Here is a 21,838-nt window from a genome sequence, read left to right on the forward strand (position 1 = left end):
CGGGGCAGGCGGAGTCTGCTCGATCGCCCCACCACCATCACGTTGGGACATCGATGCAGCTAATCCCAGGCCGCCGCGGCCTGCTGGCCGGTGCCGTCGTGGCGGCACTCGTGCTGCCCGGGGCCACTCCGGCCCAGGCCGCGCCAACGGGCGTCGTCAGTGGACGAGTCACCACCAACACCGGCACCCCCGCCGCAGCGGTCCAGGTGCAGCTCTACCGGAGCGACAGCTACGCGTACGTCACCTCCACCGACACGGACTCCGACGGCAACTACAGCCTCGGCGGGCTGCGGGCCGGCTCCTACCTGGTCGGCTACTTCTCGTGGGATCGGCCCGAGCAGTACCACCACCAGAAGGTCAGCCCCTTCGACGCGGACCCGGTGACCGTCACCGAGGGCGGCACCACCCGGGTCGACGAGCAGCTCTTCGAGGTCGGCACCATCGCCGGTCGCCTCGTCAACACCGCCGGGGACCCGGTCGCGGACCTCAGCGTGGACGCCCGCGAGGTCGACACGGGCGCCCGGGCCTGGGGCCGCACCGACGACCAGGGCCGGTTCACGATCGCCGTCAAGCCCGGTGGCTACGTCGTGAGCATGCGGCCGATCGAGGGCTCCTACCAGGAGCAGTACGTTCCCGGGAAGCTGGACGAGGAGAGCGCCGACGTCTTCCAGGTGAAGGCGGACGAGACGACCGCTGTCAACGACACCGTCCTGCCGACGGGTGTGCTGGCCGGGCGGTTCACCACCGCCGCCGGCGCGCCGCTCACCGACGCCTCGGTCGACGTCAGCGCCGCCGACTCCTATGGCGGAGCGTGGACGCAGACCGACGCGAACGGTGAGTTCTCCGTCCAGGTCCTTCAGGGCGCGTACAAGGTCGGCCTGAGCGCCGGCGAACGGCAGCAGTACTACCGCGGCACGTTGACCCGCGAGGAGGCCGACATCGTCGAGGTCCGGGGCGGGCAGACGACGTCCATCAAGGACAGCCTGCTCGGCACCGGCACGGTCACCGTGTCCGCCGTCGACGCGGTCACCGGCGCCCCGATCGCTGACTTCTGCGCCCAGTCGGTCTGCAGCAACGGCACCGGCAAGGCGACCGTCACCGACCTGCCGCAGGGCCGCCACACCATCTACGTGGACGCACCGGACGAGCTTCACTTCAACCGCGAGGTGACCGGGGTGCGGGTCAAGGCGAACAGCGACACCAAGCTGACAGTGAAGCTGAAGCCCGCCGCGGTCATCAGCGCCACCATCGTCGACCGGCAGAGCGGGTCACCCGTGCCGAACATCTGCCTGGACGCGTTCCTGCCCAAGCAGGCTTCGCTCCGTGACGGCTACGGCGACTGCAGCGACCACTACGGCCGGATCCAGGTCGGGCCGCTCACCGCCGGCAGCTACAAGCTCCTCGCGGTGCCGCGCAACGACACCCACGGCCGCCAGTGGGTGGGTGCCGACGGTGGCAGTGGCGACGAACGGGAGGCCGCAGTCGTCACGGCGACCGCTGGTCAGGTCGCCACCGCGCCGCAGGTGAAGTTGGACCGGGCCGGCACGATCACCGGCACGATCACCGACCCGTCGGGGCAGCCGATGCCGAACGTCGGTGTGTCGATCCTGACCGCCCACCCCGGGGTCGGTGCCGAGGACGCCACCACCGACGAGAACGGCGTCTACACCCTCAAAGGGCTGGGCCCGTACGCCTGGCCGGTGGTGGTCGGCGGCTATCAGTACGCCAGCGAGTGGTCCGGCGACAAGACCAGCCGGTACACCGCCGCTCCGGTGACGGTGACCGCCGGTGCGGCAGCGACCTACAACACCCAACTCGATCAGGGCACCGAGCTGACCGGCACCTTCCGCACACCGGACGGCACGGCGTTCGACAGTGGGTACGTCATCGCGCGCAGCGTCGACACCGGTGACATCGCGGGCAGTGGCTGGATCAGCGAGGGGCAGTTCAGCATGCACCTCAAGGGCCCGCAGCGGATCTTCTTCACCTACAACGTGTCGCTCGGCGACGAGTACTTCGACGGCCGTTACCTGGTCACCCAACCGGACGGCACCCGCAAGCTGGAGCGGTTCACCGTTCCGGCCAGCGGCAGCATGTCCGTCGGTCTGGTCCTCGCGACGAGCTGACGTCACACGAGGCGGGGCCGGTGGCGGTGTGCCACCGGCCCCGCTTCGTGTCCGAGGATCTGTCCGCTCGTGCGTCGAGGGGTGACGGGTCAGAAGATGTCGGCCAGCGGCAGGGCGAGGGGGAACGGCTGCTCGGTGCGGTAGACCTCGCCGACCGGCGGAGTTGCCTGCTCACGGTAACCGCCCGCACCGTTGACCAGCACGGTGAGGGTTTGCTTGCGCGGCTCCACCAGCCAGTAGAGCGGGATGCCGGCGGCCGCGTACTCGTGACGTTTGAGCACCAGGTCGCGGCCGGCGTTACTCGGTGAGATCACCTCGACGACGAGGAGCACGTCGGCCGGGTCGAGCGCGGCACCGCCGCTGGACAGTGCGCTCTCGCGTGCGACGAAGAGATCCGGCACGAAGTACGAGGAGCGTCTCGCACTCACCCCGATGTCCTGACCGACGAGCACACCGGTGGGGGCCTGCCGATCGAGGAGCCGGCGGAGGCGGTTGGCGACCGCGCCGTGGAAGACGTCCGCGTGGGGGGACACGAGTAGGCTCCCGTCGAAGATCTCGTAGACCTGGTCGTCCTCGGGGAGGCCCCGGAGGTCGTCCACCGTCCAGGCATCGCCCCAGCCGGGCCGGGCAGGGTTGGTCACCGTCACACCTCCTCTCTACCGGACCACCCTGACAGCTCGGACGGTCGTCCACAACGAGCCTCGGGCGTTCACACAGGCCAGCTTGCGTCACTGGCGAGTTATCCACAGGGGTGAACGATTCTCCACAGGTTATCCACAACGGCTGCCGGCAACGCGCGCCCTGCTGTCGGGCGCCTGCGCTTGACAATCCACCCCAGCGGGCCAGACTGCCGGGGTGGCCGAGCAAATCCCTGACGTGGGGTCGGGCGGTGCGGTACCGCCGCCCCGGCGGGCCCGGATCGTGCTGGCCGAGATCACCAGGCAGGACACCCGCGCCGAGCGGACCCGCGCCGAGTTGGCCCAGCAGACCCAGGTCGGTGAGGCGCTGGTTCGCGGCCTGGTCCGGGCTCAACTAGCCCTGGCGCTGCGACTCTCGCTGGTGGTGGCCATCGGGCTGGGTGGACTGCCGTGGTTGTTCGCCATCGCACCCCCGCTCGGCCGGACCACGGTCGCCGGCGTCAACCTGCCGTGGCTGCTGCTCGGTGTGGCCTCCTTCCCGTTCCTGATCGGGGTGGGCTGGGCGTACGTGCGGCTGGCCGAACGCAACGAGCAGGACTTCACCGACCTGGTGCAGCGGCCGGAGCACTGAGGTGGGCAACGATTTCGTGGTGCCGGCCATCGTGGCGGTCACCCTGGTCACCGTCGGGATCGGCTTCTACGGGCTGCGGTTGGCCCGGACCACGTCCGACTTCCTGGTCGCCTCGCGGGCGATCAGCCCGACCTGGAACGCCGCCGCGATCGGCGGGGAGTACCTGTCGGCGGCCAGCTTCCTCGGCATCGCCGGGCTGGTCCTCAAGTACGGCGTGGACGTGCTCTGGTACCCGGTCGGGTTCGCCGCCGGATACCTGGCCCTGCTGCTCTTCGTGGCGGCACCGCTGCGCCGGTCCGGCGCGTTCACCCTGCCCGACTTCTGCGAGCTACGGCTGGGGTCGCGCCGGCTACGGATCCTGGCCACCGCATTCGTGATCTTCATCGGCTGGCTGTACCTGGTACCGCAGCTCCAGGGCGCCGGGCTGACCCTGGCCACGGTGGCCGGCTCTCCGTACCCTCTCGGTGCCCTGCTGGTGGCGGCCGTCGTCACCGCGAACGTGGCACTGGGCGGCATGCGGGCGATCACCTTCGTGCAGGCGTTCCAGTACTGGCTGAAGCTGACCGCGCTCGCCGTACCCGTGATCTTCCTGGCCCTGCAGTGGCAGGCCGACGGCCGCCCGGCGGTGACTCCGCCCGACGGGCCGACGTTCCGGACCGCGACCACCGTCGTGGTCGAGCACCGCGCGACACTCACCCTGGCCGACGGCCACATCCGGGAGGTACGCCCCGGCGACGAGCTGACCTTCGCGGCGGGCGACAGGGTGCCGGAGGTGTCCGGGGTGGCCACCGAGGCGAGCGACTGGTTACTGCCCAGCGCGGCGGGGGACGACGACCGAGGGCTCTTCGCCACGTACTCGCTGATCCTCGCCACCTTCCTGGGCACCATGGGCCTGCCGCACGTGCTGGTCCGCTTCTACACGAACCCGGACGGCGCGGCGGCACGCCGGACCACCCTGGTCGTGCTGGCCCTGGTCGGCGCCTTCTACCTGTTGCCCACCCTGTACGGCGTGCTCGGCCGGATCTACACGCCGCAACTGCTGGTCAGCGGGCAGACCGACGCGGTGGTGGTGTTGCTGCCCGGTGCGGCGCTCGGTGACGGGACGGTCGGCCGGCTGCTCGCCGCGCTCGTCTCGGCGGGCGCGTTCGCGGCGTTCCTCTCCACGTCGTCCGGGCTGCTGACCAGCGTCGCCGGAGTGATCTCGACGGACGTGCTCGGCCGAGGCTCGGTACGCGGCTTCCGACTGGCCACGGTGATCGCCGGAGCGGTGCCGACGGTGCTGGCGTTGCACGTCTCCGGGATGGACGTGTCACAGGTGGTCGGGCTGGCCTTCGCGGTCGCCGCGTCGAGCTTCTGCCCGCTGCTGGTGCTCGGCATCTGGTGGCGTGGCCTGACCGACCTGGGTGCCGCCGCCGGGGTGCTGGTCGGCGGCGGGGCGGCGATCGGGGCGGTGCTGGTCACCGTGCTCGGCCCGCCACTCTCCGGCTGGCCGGCCACGCTCACCACGCAGCCGGCCGCCTGGACGGTGCCGCTGGCCTTCACGGTGATGGTCGCGGTGTCGATGGCGACCCGTCGACGGGCACCTGCCGACGTCGCGGCCACCATGCTCCGCCTGCACACTCCCGAAGCCCTCCGCATGCAGTGACGAGCGCGCGGGACCGCGTGATCCACTCCAGGTCGGCGATCTGGCGGTATCCCCACGCCGTGACACCCCCACATGGGCGACCTGGAGTGGATCAACCGCCTCCCAGGGGGTCTACGACTTCAGGATGATCCCGGTCCGCCCGTCGCCGGACGGCGGAACTGGCGGTCGCCGGATAGCGTCGACCCATGACTGTTGAGCACCCCGCGCTCGCACTGCGTGGCCTGGCCAAGCGGTTCGACGGCACCATCGCGGTGGCCGGCGTCGACCTGGACGTCCCCACCGGCTCCTTCTACGGCCTACTCGGCCCGAACGGCGCCGGCAAGACCACCACCCTGTCGATGGCGGTCGGGCTGCTGCGGCCGGACGCCGGCTCGGCCCGGGTGCTCGGGCAGGACGTCTGGCAGGACCCGGTCGCCGCGAAGCAGCTTCTGGGCGTGATGCCCGACGGGGTACGCCTGTTCGACCGGCTGACCGGGGCGGAGCTGCTCGCGTACAACGGGTTGTTGCGAGGCATGGACCCGGCGGTGGTCGACCAGCGGGCCGCGGAGCTGTTGGACGTGCTGGCGCTCGGCGATGCCGGTCGGACCCTGGTGGTGGACTACTCGGCGGGCATGAAGAAGAAGATCGGCCTGGCCTGCGCGCTGCTGCACGGCCCTCGGGTGCTGGTGCTGGACGAGCCGTTCGAGGCGGTCGACCCGGTCTCCGCCGCGTTGATCCGGGACATTCTCAGCAGGTACGCGACCGGCGGCGGCACAGTGATCTTCTCCAGTCACGTGATGGAGGTCGTCGAGCGGCTCTGCTCCCACGTGGCGATCCTGGCCGGCGGCACCATCAAGCGGGTCGGCACGATCGACGAGGTCCGTGGTGACCGCTCGCTGGAGCAGGTGTTCGTCGAGGTGGTCGGCGGGCGCACTGCTACGGGCGAGGAGCTGTCGTGGCTGTCGCGGTGAGCACGGACGCCGGGCCCGCCGCGCCCGTACGCACGGTCTCCGCTCGGCACTTCGTGCGGCTCAAGCTGCAAGTGATGGGCAACAGCCTCCGTGGTCAGGGCTGGCGGATCGCGCTGTTCATCGGTGGTGCGCTGCTCGGGCTCTGGTTCGCCGTCAGTGGCTTCTTCCTCTTCGCCCTGCCCGGCCTGACCGGCGACGGCCGGTACGCGGTGCTGGTCGGGGCGGCGGGCGGTGGCCTGCTGGTGCTCGGCTGGCTACTCCTGCCGCTGGTCTTCTTCGGTGTGGACGAGACACTGGACCCGGCCCGGTTCGCGCTGCTGCCGTTGTCCCGCCGCACGTTGGTGACCGGTCTGTTCACGGCGGCTCTGATCAGCGTGCCGGTGTTCGCGGTGCTGATCGCGACGTTCGGGCTGGTGCTCACCTCCTGGTCGCTGGGCGGTTGGTCGGCGGGTTTGGTGGCCGTGGTCGGCGTGATCGCGGGGCTGCTGCTCTGCGTGGCGGCCAGCCGGGCCGTGACCAGCGCCTTCGCCACCATGCTGCGGTCCCGGCGGGTCCGGGACCTGGCGGCGGTGCTGCTGGCGGTCGTCGCCGCGCTCCTCGGCCCGTTGCAGGTCTTCGGCGTCGCCGCGCTCCGGGAGGCGGACTGGACCCGGCTGACCGGCATGGCGACGGTGGTCGGCTGGACGCCTCTCGGCGCGCCGTGGACAGCGGGCATCGACGTGGCCCAGGGGCGGGTGTGGGCCGCGCCGCTCAAGGTGCTGATCACACTGGTGGCAATCGGTGCGCTGCTGGCCTGGTGGTCGCGGTCGCTCGAATCGGCGATGGTGGGCGCGGCGAGCGCCGGTAAGGCCCCGGCTCGGCGCGGGGTGACCGGTGGCGCGGTCGCCCAACTCTTTCCCCGGATCGCCGGCTGGGCCCGCCGGGACCGGTTCGGCGCCCTGGTCGCCCGGGAGTCCCGGTACTGGTGGCGGGACGCTCGCCGCCGCGCCAACCTGATCACGATCGCCGTGGTCGGCCTCTTCGTACCCATCATGGTCAACCTCGGGGGCGCGGGTTTCGTGACCGGTGACCAGGACGGGAGCACGCGCGCCAGCGGCAACTCGCCGGTCGTGGTCACCATCACCCTGGTCGTCGTGGGCGTGGTCGCCGCGGTCACCCTGGCCAACCAGTTCGGCTTCGACGGCAGCGCGTACGCCGCGAACGTGGTGGCCGGCGTGCCGGGTCGGGTCGAGTTGCGGGCCCGGATGACGGCCTTCTCGCTGTACGTGTTGCCGATGCTGGCGGTCGTCGCGGTGGCGCTGTCGCTGTTGCTCGACCGACCGGGCTGGATCGGGCTCACGGCCGGCAGCCTGATCGCCACCTACGGTGCCGGGTTGGCGGTGACCGGCTTCGTCTCGGTGCTCGGGGCGTACTCGCTGCCGGAGACGAGCAACCCGTTCGCGATGAACAGCGGCGCGGGCATGGCGAAGGGGTTGCTCACCCTGCTCGCCATGGTCGTCTCGGCGGTCGCGGGGGTGCCGATGGTGGTGGCCGCCGCACTGCTCGGGGACGCCTGGCTCTGGCTGGCCCTGCCGGTGGGCGCGGCGTACGGGTTGGGGGCGGCGCTGCTGGGCGCGTACCTGGCCGGTGACGTGCTGGACCGTCGGATGCCCGAACTGCTGGCCACGGTCACGCCGCGCCGCTGAACAGGGGGCGCGTCCCGTCCGGCCGAACGCCGGCCGGGCGCGCCCACCTCCCGTTATGGTGCGAGCAGTCGGGACGAGGGGACGGTCGGCATGGGCTCGCACACGCGCTACCGACGCGTCGTCGTCGACGGGCTTTCGGTCTTCTACCGGGAGGCGGGCGCGCCGGACGCGCCGGTGCTGCTGCTCCTGCACGGGTTCCCGTCCTCGTCGCGGATGTTCGAGCCGCTGCTCGACCGGCTCGCCGACCACTTCCGGCTGATCGCACCGGATTACCCGGGTTTCGGGCACAGCGACGGCCCCGATCCGCGCAACTTCCCGTACACGTTCGACCGGATCGCCGACACGATGACGAGTTTCGCCGCCGCCGTCGGGGCCGAGCGCTACCTGCTCTACCTGCAGGACTACGGCGGGCCGGTGGGGTTCCGGATGGCCCGCGCCGATCCGGGTCGACTGCGCGGCCTGATCGTGCAGAACGCGGTCGCTCACGACTCGGGGTTGGGGCCGCTCTGGGCGACCCGGCGGGCGTTCTGGCAGGACCGCGCCGGGCACGAGGCGGCCGTCCGGGAGAACATCCTCTCGCTGGCGGCGATCCGCACCCGCCACGTCGGTGACGACCCGGACCCCGAGCGGTACGACCCTGACCTGTGGGTCGACGAGCACGCCTTCCTCAGCAGACCCGGGGTGATCGAGCGCCAACTGGACCTGATGTACGACTACCGGACCAACGTCGCCTCGTACCCCGTCTGGCAGGACTGGCTGCGCCGGACGCAGCCACCTCTGTTCGTCGTCTGGGGGCGACACGACACCTCGTTCGACGTCACCGAGCCGGCCGCGTACCGCTCGGACGTCCCAGGGGCGGAGGTGCACCTGCTGGACGGCGGGCACTTCGTCCTCGACACACGGGCGGACGAGGTGGCCGACCTGGTCCGGAGCTTCGCCGGCCGGGTCCACGAGCCGGGCCGGCGGGGTCACAATGTTTCACGTGAATCATGAGCCGGGTGCCGAGATCCACCACACCGATCCGTTCGCGGTGCCGACCGGGCAACGGTCACCGGTACGCCGACTGCGCGGCCGGCTCGCCGCACCGGTGACCCTCTGGACGGCCCCCGGCCCGGCCGGGCTGACGGTGTCGTCCACGCTGGTCGCCGAGGGGGAGCCGGACCGGCTGGTCGGGCTGATCGACCCGGAGTCCGACTTCTGGGCGGCGGCGGAGGATGCCTCTCGGTTCGCGGTCACGCCGCTCGGCCCACCGCACCGGCAGCTCGCCGACCGGTTCGCCGGTCTGTTCCCCGCTCCCGGCGGGCTCTTCGCCGCCGACACCTGGATCGAGACCCCGTACGGGCCGGTCCCCTCGGATGCCGGCGGGTGGGCCGGGTGCCGCCTGGACACCGCCCGGGAGTACGGCTGGGGCCTGCTGGTGGAGGCCACCATCGAGGCGGTCGACCTGACCGGGGAGACCTCTCCGCTGCTGCACTATCGAGGTCGCTACCACGAGCTACCGGGCTGAACTGGCGGTCCACGGGGACCGACCGGTCACCGGAGTGACCTGGGTCACTCGGCGCAGCCAGCCAACCGCTCGGCGCAGTCGGCGACCGGCGTCGATCTCGGCCTTCCCCGTCGGGGAGCGCGCTCTCTACCGTGCGCGAAACTCCCTCTGACGCCTGTGAAGGTGGTGATCCACAGATGTCCACGGACACACCCGCTCCGGCCGCTCCCCAGTCGGACAAGTACCTGACCGTACAACGGTCGGACGAGTTCGCCGGGCTGCGGCGTGCGCTGCGCGGCTTCGTCTTCCCGATGACCGTCGCGTTCTTCCTGTGGTATTCGCTCTACGTCATTCTCTCCGCGTATGCCCGGGACTTCATGGGCACGAAGCTGTTCGGCAGCAACATCAACGTCGCGCTGGTCTTCGGTCTGCTCCAGTTCGTCTCCACGTTCCTGATCGCCTGGCTCTACTCCCGGTACGCGGACCGGAAGATCGACCCGATCGCCGACCGGATCCGCGCCGAGATCGGGGAGGTGACCCATGAAGACGGTCCACGCGGTTGAGACGTTCCTCGCGGCCGAGGCGGGCAACCACACGGCTCGCAACCTGACCATCACGCTCTTCCTGGTCTTCGTGGCGGTGACCCTCGGCATCACGATCTGGGCGAGCCGGCAGACCAAGACGGCCACCGACTTCTACGCGGGCGGCCGGTCCTTCTCGGGCTTCCAGAACGGCATGGCGATCGGCGGCGACTACATGTCGGCCGCCTCGTTCCTCGGCATCGCCGGCATCATCGCGCTCTACGGCTACGACGGCTTCCTCTACTCGATCGGCTTCCTGGTCGCCTGGCTGGTGGCCCTGCTGCTGGTCGCCGAACTGCTGCGCAACTCGGGCCGGTACACGATGGCGGACGTGCTGGCCTTCCGGATGCGTCAGCGCCCGGTGCGTACGGCGGCGGCGGTCTCCACCATCACGGTGTCGATCTTCTACCTGCTGGCGCAGATGGTGGGTGCCGGCGCGCTGGTCGCGCTGCTGCTCGGCATCCGGCCGGGGACGACCTTCCTCGGCATGGACGCGGACACCGCGAAGGTGGCCACCATCATCATGGTCGGCGCCCTGATGATCATCTACGTCACCGTGGGTGGCATGAAGGGCACCACCTACGTGCAGATCGTCAAGGCGTTCCTGCTCATGGGCGGCGCGCTGCTGATGACCATCCTGGTGCTGGCGAAGTTCAACTTCAACCTGTCCGCGCTGCTCGGCCAGGCGGCCGAGGCGTCCGGCAAGGGTGGGGCCTTCCTCGAACCCGGGTTGCGGTACGGCGTCGAGGTCGCCGGCAACTCGACACAGACCTTCTACAACAAGGTGGACCTGCTGTCCCTGGGCATCGCCCTGGTGCTCGGCACCGCCGGTCTGCCGCACATCCTGATCCGCTTCTACACGGTCCCGACCGCCAAGGCGGCCCGCAAGAGCGTGCTCTGGGCGATCGGCATCATCGGCACCTTCTACCTGCTCACCCTGGCCCTCGGCTTCGGTGCGGCGGCGCTGGTCGGCAGCCAGGCGATCACCGCACAGGACAAGGCCGGCAACACGGCCGCGCCGCAGTTGGCCGAGGCGCTCGGCATCAGCTTCTTCGGCGGTGAACTGGGCGGTGCAGCCCTACTGGCGATCATCGCGGCGGTCGCCTTCGCCACCATCCTCGCGGTGGTCGCCGGGTTGACGCTGGCGTCGTCGTCCAGCCTCGCGCACGACTTCTACGCGAACGTCCTGAAGCGGGGTGAGGCGTCGGAGCGGCAGGAGGTACGGGTCGCCCGGATCTCCGCTCTGGTCATCGGCGCGGTGTCGATCGCCCTGTCGATCTACGCGCAGAACCTCAACGTGGCGTTCCTGGTGGCGCTCGCCTTCGCGGTCGCCGCCTCGGGCAACCTGCCGGCGATCCTCTACAGCCTCTTCTGGCGTCGGTTCAACACCTCCGGCGCGGTGTGGGCGATCTACGGCGGTCTGCTGTCGGCCGTGGTGCTGGTGTTCTTCTCCCCGGTGGTCTCCGGCGCGGCGACCTCCATGTTCCCGAACCACGACTGGCAGTGGTTCCCGCTGTCCAACCCGGGCATCCTCTCCATCCCGTTCGGCTTCCTGTGCGGGTGGATCGGCACCGTCATCTCGAAGGAGCACGACGAGGACAAGTACGCGGAGCTGGAGGTGCGCGCCCTCACCGGTGCGGGCGCCCACTGACGCTCGCGGGCGGGCTCCCGCCGACGCCTCGCGTCGGCGGGAGCCCGTCGCCGTATCCGCGGGTCGGTAGGCTGAGCGGTATGAAGGTTGTTGAGCGCTTCGGTTCCGGTCACCGCGTCCTCGTCACCGGTGGAGCCGGCTTCGTCCCGTCGCACCTGGTGGACGTCCTGATCGCCCGGGGCTGCACGGTGGTGGCGCTGGACAACTTCGTGACCGGTTCGAAGGAGAACGTCGCCCACCTGCTGGACCGGCCCACCTTCACGCTCGTCGAGGCGGACATCTCCGACGGCCTGCCCACTCACGACCCGGCGATGGCCGAGCGCTTCGACGCGATCCTGCACATGGCCTCACCGGCCAGCCCCACCGACTTCGCCCAACTGCCTGTCGAGATCCTCCGGGTCGGCTCGGTGGGCACCCTGCACCTGCTGGAGCGGGCGGTCGCCGACGGCGCCCGGTTCCTGATGGCCTCCACCTCCGAGGCGTACGGGGACCCGAAGGAGCACCCGCAGCGGGAGACCTACTGGGGCAACGTCAACCCGATCGGGGTCCGCAGCGTCTACGACGAGGCGAAGCGCTTCTCCGAGGCCGCGACGATGGCGTACCACCGCTACCGAGGGCTCGACGCGGCGATCGTCCGGATCTTCAACACGTACGGCCCGCGGATGCGTCCGGACGACGGCCGGGCCATCCCCACCTTCGTCTCCCAGGCGCTGCGCGGCGAGCCGATCACCGTGCACGGCACCGGCGACCAGACCCGTTCCATCTGCTTCGTCGAGGACCTGGTGCGGGGCATCCTGCTGCTGCTCGACTCGACCGAGACCGGTCCGGTCAACTGCGGCACCGAGCACGAGCTGTCCATGCGGCAACTCGCCGAGTTGATCGTGTCGCTCTCCGGCAGCAGCTCCGAGGTGACCTACGTCACGCGCAGCTCGGACGACCCGGAGATGCGCCGCCCCGACCTCACGCTCGCCCGCGAACTGCTCGGATACGAGCCGACGGTGGCGCCCGAAGACGGCCTTCGACGCACGATCGAGTACTTCCGGGCGCGGCTAGGGTAACCGGTCCGTCGCGTACCGCCTGCCGCTGAGTGTCGCCTGAAGGCGGTGGTGGCTCCCGCTACGTACCCTGAGTTACATGTCCGCGACTTCGTCTGCCGGCGTCCCTCATCCGTTCCTGCACCGCAGCGCCGGGCGCGCCTCGGTGCCCGGTCCCGATCGGGGCGCCTCCGGGCGCGCCCGTCCGACCGAGGCACGCTTCTACCCGTCGTACGACGAGGAGGAGCCCCGGCCCGGCGGCCCGAAGGGGCCCAGGGGGCCGGGCGGCCCGGGTGGCACCGGTGGGCCGGGGCGACGTGGCCCGCGGCCGCGCTGGGGTCGGATCGCCCTCGTGGCCGGGGTCGCGGTGCTGGTGCTGGCGCTTCTCGCCGGCGTCGGCGGCTGGCTCTACGCCCGCAACCTCAACAACGACCTGGCCCGCACCGACCCGTTCGCGGAGATCACCGGCGGCCGCCCGGTCAAGCCGGTCGACGGCGCGCTGAACATCCTGCTGGTCGGCAGCGACTCGCGGGACCCGGACGCGCCGGTCGACACCAAGAGTCAGTGGCGTGCCGACACGATCATCGTGATGCACATCCCGGCGGACCACCAGAAGGCGTACCTGGTCTCCATCCCACGCGACCTCTACGTGCCGATCCCGGAGAGTGCCGGCGCGGCCTGCGACTCCGGTGACCGCGCGAAGATCAACGCGGCGTTCGCGTTCGGCGGCCTGCCACTGGCGGTACGCACGGTGGAGTGCTTCACCGATGTTCGGATCGACCACGTGATGGCGATCGACTTCGGCGGGTTCAAGGAGGTCACCGACGCCCTCGGCGGGGTGGACCTGAAGGTTGAACGGACCATCACGTCGATCCACAAGCCGTACCGGACGTTCACCAAGGGCACGAACCACATGGACGGCGCGGAGGCTCTGGACTGGATCCGGCAGCGTAAGCAGTTCCCGGACGGGGACTTCGCCCGGATGCGGCACCAGCAGGAGTTCCTGCGGGCGCTGATGGACAAGGCGGCGAGCAGCGGCACGCTGGCGAACCCGAAGAAGCTCAACGATTTCCTCAAGTCGGTCACCGCGGCCGTAACCGTCGACCAGGGTTTCTCGGTTACAGACATGGCGCTGCAGTTCCGGAACCTGCGCGGTGAGAACCTCACCTTCGTGACCAGCCCGAACTCGGGCAGCGACACGATCAACGGCGAGTCGGTGGTGGTTTCGGACCGGGAGAAGGCGCTCGCCATGTACCGGGCCATGTCGGCGGACACCATGGAGGACTGGGTCACTGCCAACCCGCCGAAGAGCAACGACGGCGGCTGACCGGGGCGGAGGGCCCGACGGCCGACGACTGGCCCGCCGTTCGGCTCATCGAGTGGCGACGATCGACCGAGTCCGTGGAAGTTGACGTCCGGATTGACCCGAGCTGAACTCGCAAAGTCGAATTGATGTCCGTACAGTGGTGCCGCCCCCTCCTGATCACGAGCTGGAGCACGCATGCCGGTTCAGGCCAGTCGTCGCCCTTCGTCCCCCGGGTCCGCCGCGCCCAGCGGTCGTGCTGCCGCAGCCATACCCGTGCAGGCACGCGCCTCGGGCGGCGGGCCGGGTGCGCGGCCGCCCGGCGTCGGCGGTGGCGGCCCTGCTGGTGGTGGCGGGCCGGCGAAGAAGCGGACCAAGCGCAAGGACCCACTGTGGGCCCGACTGACAGTGGTGTTCGGTGCGGTGCTGATGCTCGGCAGCGGCGTGGGCATCGTCGGCGGCAAGGTGCTGATCGGCCAGGCAACCGGGGACATCGCGCAACGTAACCTGCTGGGCGACGCCGGCAAGTCCGACGCCGAGGGCGGGGCGAGCCTCGACGGTCCGATCGACATGCTGCTGCTCGGCGTGGACGCCCGGGAGCGCTGGGCGGCCGACGACGTGCGCTCGGACAGCATCATCATCCTGCACATCCCCGCCACCCACGACCAGGCGTACCTGATCTCGATCCCTCGGGACACCGAGGCGCAGATCCCTCCGTTCAAGAAGAGCGGCTACGCCGGCGGCACCGGAAAGATCAATGGCGCGTTCCAGGCCGGTGCCGCCAACGGTGGCGGCTGGGAGGGTGGCGCGCAGCTGATGGCGCAGACCATCAAGCGGCTCACCGGGATCAGCTTCGACGGCGCGGCGATCATCAACTTCGGCGGCTTCAAGAACGTCATCGACACCCTGGGCACGGTGCGCATCTGCGTCAGCCAGGAGGTCAAGTCGCTGCACATGTCGTACGTCGACGGCAAGCCGATGTGGAACGCGGACGCCAAGAAGACCGGCAAGCCGCGGACCCCGGTGGTGCACAAGAAGGGCTGCCAGGAGATGGAGGGTTGGGCCGCGCTCGACTACTCCCGGCAGCGCAAGTCACTCAAGAACGGCGACTACGACCGGCAGGCCAACCAGCAGCAGCTGATCAAGGCGATGGCCAAGAAGGCCACCGACGGCGGGATGTTGACCAACCCGGCCAAGATGAACAACCTGATCAAGGCGGCTGGCAAGGCTTTCGTGCTGGACACCGGCGGCGTGGCGATCGAGAACTTCATCTTCACCATGCGCGGGGTCACCGCCAACGAGCTGACCATGCTCAAGACCAACGGCGGCACCTTCCACGCCAACGGCAACAACACCGAGGGCCTGAGCGAAGAGACGATGGCGATGTTCCAAGCCGTCAAGCAGGACAAACTCGCCGAGTTCGTCTTCACCCACCCCGAGGTGATCTCCACCCGCAAGTGACGACCGGGAGTGGCGGAAAGCCAGCGACGGCGTCGTCACCGCCCGTAGCCTCGACGTGAGTAGGTTTCACGTGCGGCTGCGGGGAGGCGGTCACGTCCAGGTGGGGGCGGAACACGGCGGGCCGGAGCGCACCGGCCCCGTCCACCCCCGCACGCCCCGCGCGCGGGTCGCGGATCATGCTCGGCATCGGCCTGGCCCTCGTCCTGCTGGCCGGGCTCGCCATGGTCGGGCTCAAGACGCTCAGCAACCGGTACGACCGAACGGTGACCAAGGAGCAGTTGCTCGACGCCGACGCCCGCACCGACCGCACCGACCTGGACGGGCCCCTCAACTACCTCCTGGTCGGCTCGGATCGCCGACCGGGCGACAGCGGGCCGGACCAACGCTCGGACACCATCCTCATCGTGCACGTACCCGCCGGGCAGCGGGAGGCGTACCTGGTGTCCATCCCGCGTGACCTGCTGGTCGCCATCCCGCCCGGAAACGGCTTCGGCGGCGGCCAAGACAAGATCAACGCGGCGTACGAGCACGGCGGAGGTGGGCAGGCCGGCGCCCGTCTGCTCTCCGCCACCCTGCACCGGCTCACCGGCATCCGGTTCGACGGCGCCGCACTCATCGACTTCTCCGGCTTCCGCAAGGTCATCGACCTGCTCGGCGGGGTGGAGATGTGCGTGGACACCGAGGTCCGCTCGATCCACACCGACCGGGTCTTCCCCACCGGCTGTCAGCGGATGGACGGGGCACAGGCGCTGGACTACGTACGACAGCGCTACGACCTGCCCGGCGGCGACTACGACCGACAGCACCACCAGCAACAGTTGCTCCGGGCGATGCTGGACAGCGCCGGCAAGGCGGACCTGCGCAGCAATCCGGTCAAGTTCGACCAGGTGCTCCGGGCGGTCGGCGGGTCGTTGACGGTCGACACCAACGGGGTACCCCTGGAGGATCTACTCCTCGCGCTGCGCGCGCTGCCGCCCGACGGGATGCGCGGCGTCCAGGTGCCGTCGTCACCGCAGACCATCGACGAGGTCTCGTACGTGGTGCTGGACAACGGGGGCAACGGGCTCTTCGAGGCGGTTCGCGGCACTCGGGTGCCGGCCTGGGCACAGGCCAACCCGCGCTGGGTGACCCGGTTGTGACGGTGGCGACGGCCCTGTCGGTGCCGATCCGGCCGACGAGGATCTAGTGTTGCTTCCTGTGTTCGGACCCCAGGTTCCCACCGTGCCCGTGACCGAGATCGACGACGAGACCTACCTGCTGGATGTGCGGGAGGCCGACGAGTGGGCCGCCGGCCACGCTCCCGCCGCCCACCACCTGCCGATGATGGAGTTACCGGCACGGATGGCCGAGGTGCCCACCGACCGGGACGTGGCCGTCGTCTGCCGCTCCGGCGGGCGTTCCGCCCAGGTCGTCGCCTACCTGGTCAACAACGGGTGGGACCGGGTGCGTAACGCCGACGGTGGGATGCGCCAGTGGGCGGCGGTCGGCCGACCGGTGGTCGACGCGGACGGGCAGCCCGGCCAGGTCATCTGAGGCGGGCGGGATGGGCGGCCCACTGGTCTTCGCGCACCGCGGCGCCTCGTACGACCTGCCCGAGCACACCCTCGCCGCGTACCTGCGCGCTCTCGACGAGGGCGCCGACGGGCTGGAGTGCGACGTCCGGCTGACCCGGGACGGGCACCTGGTGTGCGTACACGACCGTCGACTCGACCGCACCAGCAACGGTCGCGGTCTGGTCAGCGCGCGAACGCTCGCCGAGTTGGACGCACTGGACTTCGGCTCGTGGCATCCGGGCAGCGCACCGACCGGCGACCTGCCGCCGGACGAGTCGCACACGCGGTTGCTGACCCTGGCCCGGCTGTTGGACGCCGTACTCGACGCGGGTCGGCCGGTCCGGCTGCTGGTGGAGACGAAGCACCCGTCGCGCTACGGCTCGAACGTGGAGCGACGACTGGTCACCATGCTGCGCCGGTACGGGCTGGCCGACCCGGCGCCGGACGACCCGGTGCAGGTCACCGTCATGTCGTTCTCGCCGCTGGCGGTCCGCCGGGTCCGGGAGCTGGCCCCGACCCTGCCCACCGTGCTGTTGCTGGAGGGGTTGCCACGCTGGTTGCGGCTGGGTCGGCTGCCGTTCGGCACCCGGATCGCCGGGCCGGGCATCGGTCTGGTCCGGGGTCGGCCGCAACTGCTGCCCGCACTGCGTGCAGCCGGCAACCAGGTGTACGTCTGGACGGTCAACGAACCGACCGACCTGGAGCTGGTGCTGTCCGCCGGGGTCGACGGGATCATCACCGACCGGCCGGCGTACGCCCTCGCCCGACTGGGCCGCTGACCGCCGGGGGTGTCCGAATCCGAGTCGACCGGGCAGACTCGGCACATGCCGGAGCGTATCGATTTTCCCGCTCTCCTCGGCGGCCACACAGTCGTCATCGAGATGATCAACTCTGGGGACGCGGGCCTGCCGGTCCTCACCCAACTTCTCCGGGTGGCCCAGCCGGCGATCGGTGCGACAGGCATGGCGTTCGTCGAGTTCGGCCCGACCGGCGGTCGGGTGATCTCCGCGACCGGCGCCGCGGAGTGGGCCCTCGGCCGTCCGCTGGCAGTCGACGACCCGGACACCGTCTGCCTGCTCGCCGGGCCTCGGGCACGCCAGGTGCGGGTGGGCCACCTCAACGGCAAACTGGCCGCCGAGCTGGCCGGCAGCGACCTGCGCTGGATGGTGGTCTCCCGGGCGGAGATCGGCGGCCACACCGTGGGCAGCCTGCACGCGCTCTACCCGGGTGACGGCGAACCGGGCCCGGAGCAGCAGGGGGTGGTCGCCTACCTGGCGTCCTGCGTCGCGCACATGTACGGCGACCAGAGCGGTCTGCCGGTGCACGGTGACGGCCCGGTGGTGGCGGCACTCGCCGACGGGTTGGCAGTCGTCGACCGGGACGGGCACGTCCGACTCTGGAACCCGGCCGCCGCCCAGGTCACCGGCCGGGCGGCCGAGCAGGCGCTGAGCCGCCCCCTGCCGTTCCCGCTGCCGCCCTCCGGTCAGGTGCGGGACCACCGGATGCCGGACGGCCGCTGGCTACGGATCACCTCCGGCGACCTGCCCGGCCCGGGCACGCTCCGGGTGGTCACCTTCCGCGACATCACCGACCAGCAGCAACGCGACCACGACCGCGATCTGTTCGTCGCCGTGACCAGCCACGAGCTACGGACGCCGGTCACCGTGATCAAGGGGTACGCGGACACGCTCACCGACCACTGGGAGTCGCTGACCGAGGTGGATCGGCGGCAGGCCGCCCGGGTGATCGGGCAGCGCGCCAACGAGCTGGCCCGGTTGGTCGACCGTCTCCTCTCCTCGGCCGCCGAGGCGGGGCCGGGCGACGAACCGGCGACACCGTTCGACCTCGGCGAGGCGCTGCGTGCCGCAGTCGTCGACCTGCCCGCGGAGTTGCGCCGTCGGCTGGTGCTGCTGCTCCCGAACGACCTGCCCAAGGCGCTCGGTCACCGGCCCAGCCTGGCCACGGTGTTGACCGAGTTGACGACCAACGCCGGCAAGTATTCTTCACCGGACTCCCCGATCGAGATCACCGCCTCGGTCGACGGCCAACTGGTGGCGTTCCGGGTCAGCGACCGGGGCATCGGCATTCGACCGGAGCACGTGGAGCGCGCGTTCGACAGGTTCTGGCAGGGCGAGTCCGGCGACCGACGCGGCTACCCGGGGGCGGGTCTCGGCCTCTATCTCGTCCGCCGGATCGTTGAACAACAGAATGGATGGGTATCCCTACGTCCGAGAACGGGCGGCGGTACGGTCGCAGAGGTGCGACTACCCCGCTGTTGACCGAGGTGGCGCGACGTGGAGGCGACGGTGGCAGCGGCAGTGACGGATCGGGCATGGTGCGTGGTGGTTCCCCACCATCCGGCCGGGGCACGGCTGGCCCGGCACCGGCTCGCCGACGAGCTGGCGGACGTCGTACCCCCGACGCTCCTCGCGGATCTGATCGCGGTGCTCGCTGAGCTGGTGGGTAACGCGGTGCGGCACGCCCGGCCGCTGCCCGGCGGAGTCATCCGGGTCGCCTGGCGGCTACGGTCCTCGGCCGAGGGTCCGCTGATCCAGTTGCGGGTCACCGACGGCGGCGCGAGCACCGGCCCGCGGATCCGGACGGCCAGTCCCGACGCGGCGGACGGTCGCGGACTGCACATCGTCGCCGGTCTGGCGACCCGCTGGGGGGCCGAACGGGACGGCATGGGCCAGCGCGTCTGGGCGGAGTTCGATCCGGCGCCGACACCCCGACCCGGCCTGGTGCCGGCGGGCTGAACCCCGCCGACCGCCCCCGGGTGGTGGCGACTTCGGTGGCCGCCGGGCGGAGGTCGGGTGGGTCCGGCCCACGGCGAGCCGGTCGGGCCTCTAGGCTGTGACGCCGTGAGCAAGCGTCGAAAGAGCCAGCGCACCGCCGCCGACACCGCCCCCCGTAAGGACAAGGTGCGGGACATCTTCGTGCCGCGTCCGTTCGACGGGTTGGTCGACGAGCCCGAGTGGATCGCCCTGCGCGAGCTGGTGCCGGCGGCCTCCGCGCCGCTGCGACTGGCACCCGCCCTGGTCGAGGAGTTCGGCGACCGGTCGGCGACGCTCGCCACGGTGCTGCCGATGGCCGCGCCGGCGATCACCAAGCCGGACGGCCGGGTGCTCATCGGCCTTCAGCGCCACCAGCAGTCCGGTGACGTCTCCCGGGACCTGGCCGAGGCGCTGCTGTGCGCCCTGCGGACCGAGCCGGGCGGTCAGGTGTCCGTGCCCCCGCTGCCCGGCCCCGGCCCACGCCTGCAGGACATCCTCGTGGACGGCCCACTGGACGTCAGCATGCACGAGGGCTTCGAGTTCTGGCTCGACCCCGGGGCCGCCGATGACCCGACCGTCCAGGCGTCCCTGGAGCGGGCGAACGCGGCCATCTACCCGACCGTGCGGCTGACCGCGGCGAAGGCCGCGTACTGGTGCCAGGTACCGGAGAAGGCACACGTGCGCTGGGTGTTGCCGGACGACGAGGACGCCGCCCTGGACGCGCTGGCCCGTCTCGGCGCGGCTGGCTCGCTGACGCTCGGCGAGCAGACCAAGTTCGCCGGCATGTTCCGCGCGCACGGCCGCCTGGTCCCGGTGTGGGACCTGCCGGAGGAGACTCCGGCGACGGACTGGGAGGACCCGGTGGCGCAGTTCGCCAAGCGCTACGCGGAGGCACTGGCCGCCGACGGCCCACTGGACGCCGCCGGCCGACGCGCCCGCCAGGGTCTGCTCGGTCGCCAGCTCACCCTCCGCTGAGCCGCGGAAGGGCGCCTATTCCGGCGAGGGCGCCCTTCCCCGCAACGGGTCGCGGGTGATCGGGCAGGACATGCAGCGTGGGCCGCCCCGGCCGGAACCCAACTCGGACCCGGCGATCGGGATCACCTCGATACCGGCCCGCTCCAACTGGGCGTTGGTCTCGGTGTTGCGCTCGTAGCCGACGCAGAGTCGAGGCGCCAGGGCGAGGGTGTTGTTGCCGTCGTCCCACTGCTCGCGTTCCGCGGTGACCGGATCCAGCCCGGTGTCGATGACCCGGAGCACGTCGAGGTCCATCGCGTCGGCGGCGGCGCGCAGGAACGGCGCCGGACCGTCCACCCGCGGGTCCGCACCGTCCGCTCCGGCGATCACGGTGTACGCGGACAGCGTGCTCGCGATGTTGGGGTACATCAGTACGGCGTCCACGTCGACCATCGTGCAGACCGTGTCGAGGTGCATGGTGGCGCGTTTCTGCGCGATCGGCACCACCAGGATGGTGTGGGCCAGACCGGCGGCGAAGACCTGCCTGCCGAGGCGTTCGGCACCGGCCGGTGTGGTCCGCTCGCCCACCCCCACCGCCAGCACCCCGGGCGCGAGCAGCAGCACGTCCCCGCCCTCCAGGTGTTCCAGGTTCGGGCGGTAGACGAACTCGGTACCGGCGAACCGTGGGTGGTGACGGTAGATGGCGTCGGTCAGGGTGGTCTCGCGGCGGCGTGCGGGCATCGCCAGACTGGTGACACCGACCCGGTCGCCGATCCAGAGCGACGAGTCGCGGGTGAACAACAGGTTCGGCAACGGATCGATGACGAAGTCGTGTCTGTTCATCAGGGTGTAGACCAGCCCGCCCGGTCGTTCCGAGCTGATCCGCAGCTCCTCGTGGGCCAGCCCGGCGGTGAGCACGTCGGCCAGGGCCGCCGGGTCCAGGTAGGAGAGGTGGTCGGCGACGCGGGCGCGCAGGGTGTCCCCGAGTCGCCGGGAGCGCAACACCTGTTCGGTGAGTTCGGCGCGGGCGTCCGCCACGGCGAGTGTCTCGGCCAACAGGGTGGCCAGGTAGAGCACCTCGACCCCGCGTTCGCGCAGGGCGGCGGCGAAGGCGTCGTGCTCCTCCTGGGCGCGCCCGACCCAGGGGATCGCGTCGAACAGGAGCGAGTCGTTGTTGCGCGGGGTGAGCCGGGCCAGTTCGGGGCCGGGCCGGTGCAGCAGCACGGTGCCGAGCCGGCCGACTTCACTGTCGACGTAGTGGGTCACTCCCGCAGCGTAGGGCAGGGTTTGGCGGCATCCGACAAAAGAACTGTGGATGAATATGGCATTCATCCACAGTCATTCCGGCGCTCCGGCTTGCCGAACA

General features: G+C 70.8%; 19 protein-coding genes and 1 pseudogene. 18 read left to right on the forward strand and 2 right to left on the reverse strand.

Translation table 11 applies throughout. The features are described 5' to 3' along the window. Window positions 1-53 precede the first annotated feature (53 nt). Window positions 54-2,126, forward strand: coding sequence for a carboxypeptidase-like regulatory domain-containing protein (locus O7616_RS04610; RefSeq protein WP_282305747.1), 2,073 nt, complete (start codon window positions 54-56; stop codon window positions 2,124-2,126). A gap of 89 nt (window positions 2,127-2,215) precedes the next feature. Here the strand turns inward: O7616_RS04610 and O7616_RS04615 are convergent, their stop codons facing one another. Next, the gene (locus O7616_RS04615; RefSeq protein ID WP_282305748.1) at window positions 2,216-2,767 is read right to left on the reverse strand and encodes a Uma2 family endonuclease; all 552 of its coding nucleotides are present in this window, start codon (window positions 2,765-2,767) and stop codon (window positions 2,216-2,218) included. 214 nt (window positions 2,768-2,981) lie between these two features. Between O7616_RS04615 and O7616_RS04620 the strand changes: the two genes are divergently transcribed. The 17 genes and pseudogenes from O7616_RS04620 (at window position 2,982) to O7616_RS04700 (ending at window position 20,493) form a co-directional block, all read left to right on the forward strand. Further along, the gene (locus tag O7616_RS04620) at window positions 2,982-3,395 is read left to right on the forward strand and encodes a hypothetical protein (protein WP_282305749.1); all 414 of its coding nucleotides are present in this window, start codon (window positions 2,982-2,984) and stop codon (window positions 3,393-3,395) included. 1 nt (window position 3,396) lies between these two features. Then, window positions 3,397-5,040, forward strand: a complete 1,644-nt coding sequence (locus tag O7616_RS04625; protein WP_282305750.1) for a cation acetate symporter — start codon at window positions 3,397-3,399, stop codon at window positions 5,038-5,040. 185 nt (window positions 5,041-5,225) lie between these two features. Then, window positions 5,226-5,990: an ABC transporter ATP-binding protein gene (locus tag O7616_RS04630; protein WP_282305751.1), complete on the forward strand. Its 765-nt coding sequence runs from the start codon at window positions 5,226-5,228 to the stop codon at window positions 5,988-5,990. Next, window positions 5,975-7,675, forward strand: coding sequence for an ABC transporter permease (locus tag O7616_RS04635; protein WP_282305752.1), 1,701 nt, complete (start codon window positions 5,975-5,977; stop codon window positions 7,673-7,675). Before O7616_RS04630 ends, O7616_RS04635 begins: the two co-directional genes overlap by 16 nt. A gap of 90 nt (window positions 7,676-7,765) precedes the next feature. Then, window positions 7,766-8,668, forward strand: coding sequence for an alpha/beta hydrolase (locus O7616_RS04640; RefSeq protein WP_282305753.1), 903 nt, complete (start codon window positions 7,766-7,768; stop codon window positions 8,666-8,668). After that, a pseudogene (locus O7616_RS04645) lies at window positions 8,631-9,182 on the forward strand (flavin reductase family protein); the annotation flags it as partial. The gene O7616_RS04640 and the pseudogene O7616_RS04645, both read left to right, overlap by 38 nt. Before the next feature lie 176 nt (window positions 9,183-9,358). Continuing rightward, window positions 9,359-9,724 (forward strand): DUF485 domain-containing protein, encoded by a 366-nt coding sequence (locus tag O7616_RS04650; RefSeq protein ID WP_282263649.1) that lies wholly within the window; start codon window positions 9,359-9,361, stop codon window positions 9,722-9,724. After that, window positions 9,702-11,393, forward strand: coding sequence for a cation acetate symporter (locus O7616_RS04655; RefSeq protein WP_282305755.1), 1,692 nt, complete (start codon window positions 9,702-9,704; stop codon window positions 11,391-11,393). The genes O7616_RS04650 and O7616_RS04655 overlap by 23 nt, the downstream gene beginning before the upstream one ends. Before the next feature lie 80 nt (window positions 11,394-11,473). Then, window positions 11,474-12,451: an NAD-dependent epimerase/dehydratase family protein gene (locus tag O7616_RS04660; RefSeq protein ID WP_282263646.1), complete on the forward strand. Its 978-nt coding sequence runs from the start codon at window positions 11,474-11,476 to the stop codon at window positions 12,449-12,451. Between the two features lie 76 nt (window positions 12,452-12,527). Then, window positions 12,528-13,754: an LCP family protein gene (locus O7616_RS04665; RefSeq protein ID WP_282305756.1), complete on the forward strand. Its 1,227-nt coding sequence runs from the start codon at window positions 12,528-12,530 to the stop codon at window positions 13,752-13,754. 252 nt (window positions 13,755-14,006) lie between these two features. Then, the gene (locus O7616_RS04670) at window positions 14,007-15,191 is read left to right on the forward strand and encodes an LCP family protein (RefSeq protein WP_282263643.1); all 1,185 of its coding nucleotides are present in this window, start codon (window positions 14,007-14,009) and stop codon (window positions 15,189-15,191) included. 176 nt (window positions 15,192-15,367) lie between these two features. Next, on the forward strand, window positions 15,368-16,330 hold the full coding sequence (locus tag O7616_RS04675) for an LCP family protein (protein WP_282263641.1): 963 nt from the start codon (window positions 15,368-15,370) through the stop codon (window positions 16,328-16,330). Window positions 16,331-16,388: 58 nt separating this feature from the next. After that, complete coding sequence (locus tag O7616_RS04680; RefSeq protein ID WP_282263640.1) at window positions 16,389-16,724, forward strand: rhodanese-like domain-containing protein; 336 nt, start codon at window positions 16,389-16,391, stop codon at window positions 16,722-16,724. Between the two features lie 10 nt (window positions 16,725-16,734). Further along, window positions 16,735-17,523, forward strand: a complete 789-nt coding sequence (locus O7616_RS04685; RefSeq protein WP_282263639.1) for a glycerophosphodiester phosphodiesterase family protein — start codon at window positions 16,735-16,737, stop codon at window positions 17,521-17,523. A 45-nt stretch (window positions 17,524-17,568) separates the two neighbouring features. Then, entirely contained in the window at window positions 17,569-19,023 is a 1,455-nt protein-coding gene (locus O7616_RS04690) for a PAS domain-containing sensor histidine kinase (protein ID WP_282263637.1), read from the forward strand. Between the two features lie 60 nt (window positions 19,024-19,083). Beyond that, entirely contained in the window at window positions 19,084-19,500 is a 417-nt protein-coding gene (locus O7616_RS04695) for an ATP-binding protein (RefSeq protein ID WP_282307529.1), read from the forward strand. A 105-nt stretch (window positions 19,501-19,605) separates the two neighbouring features. Next, window positions 19,606-20,493, forward strand: a complete 888-nt coding sequence (locus O7616_RS04700) for a DUF5926 family protein (RefSeq protein ID WP_282305757.1) — start codon at window positions 19,606-19,608, stop codon at window positions 20,491-20,493. Window positions 20,494-20,508: 15 nt separating this feature from the next. Here O7616_RS04700 and O7616_RS04705 read toward each other — a convergent pair whose 3' ends face one another. After that, entirely contained in the window at window positions 20,509-21,738 is a 1,230-nt protein-coding gene (locus tag O7616_RS04705; protein ID WP_282305758.1) for an arginine deiminase, read from the reverse strand. Window positions 21,739-21,838 lie beyond the last annotated feature (100 nt).

The organism is Micromonospora sp. WMMD964, from assembly GCF_029581455.1.
In the GTDB taxonomy this organism is placed as follows: domain Bacteria; phylum Actinomycetota; class Actinomycetes; order Mycobacteriales; family Micromonosporaceae; genus Micromonospora.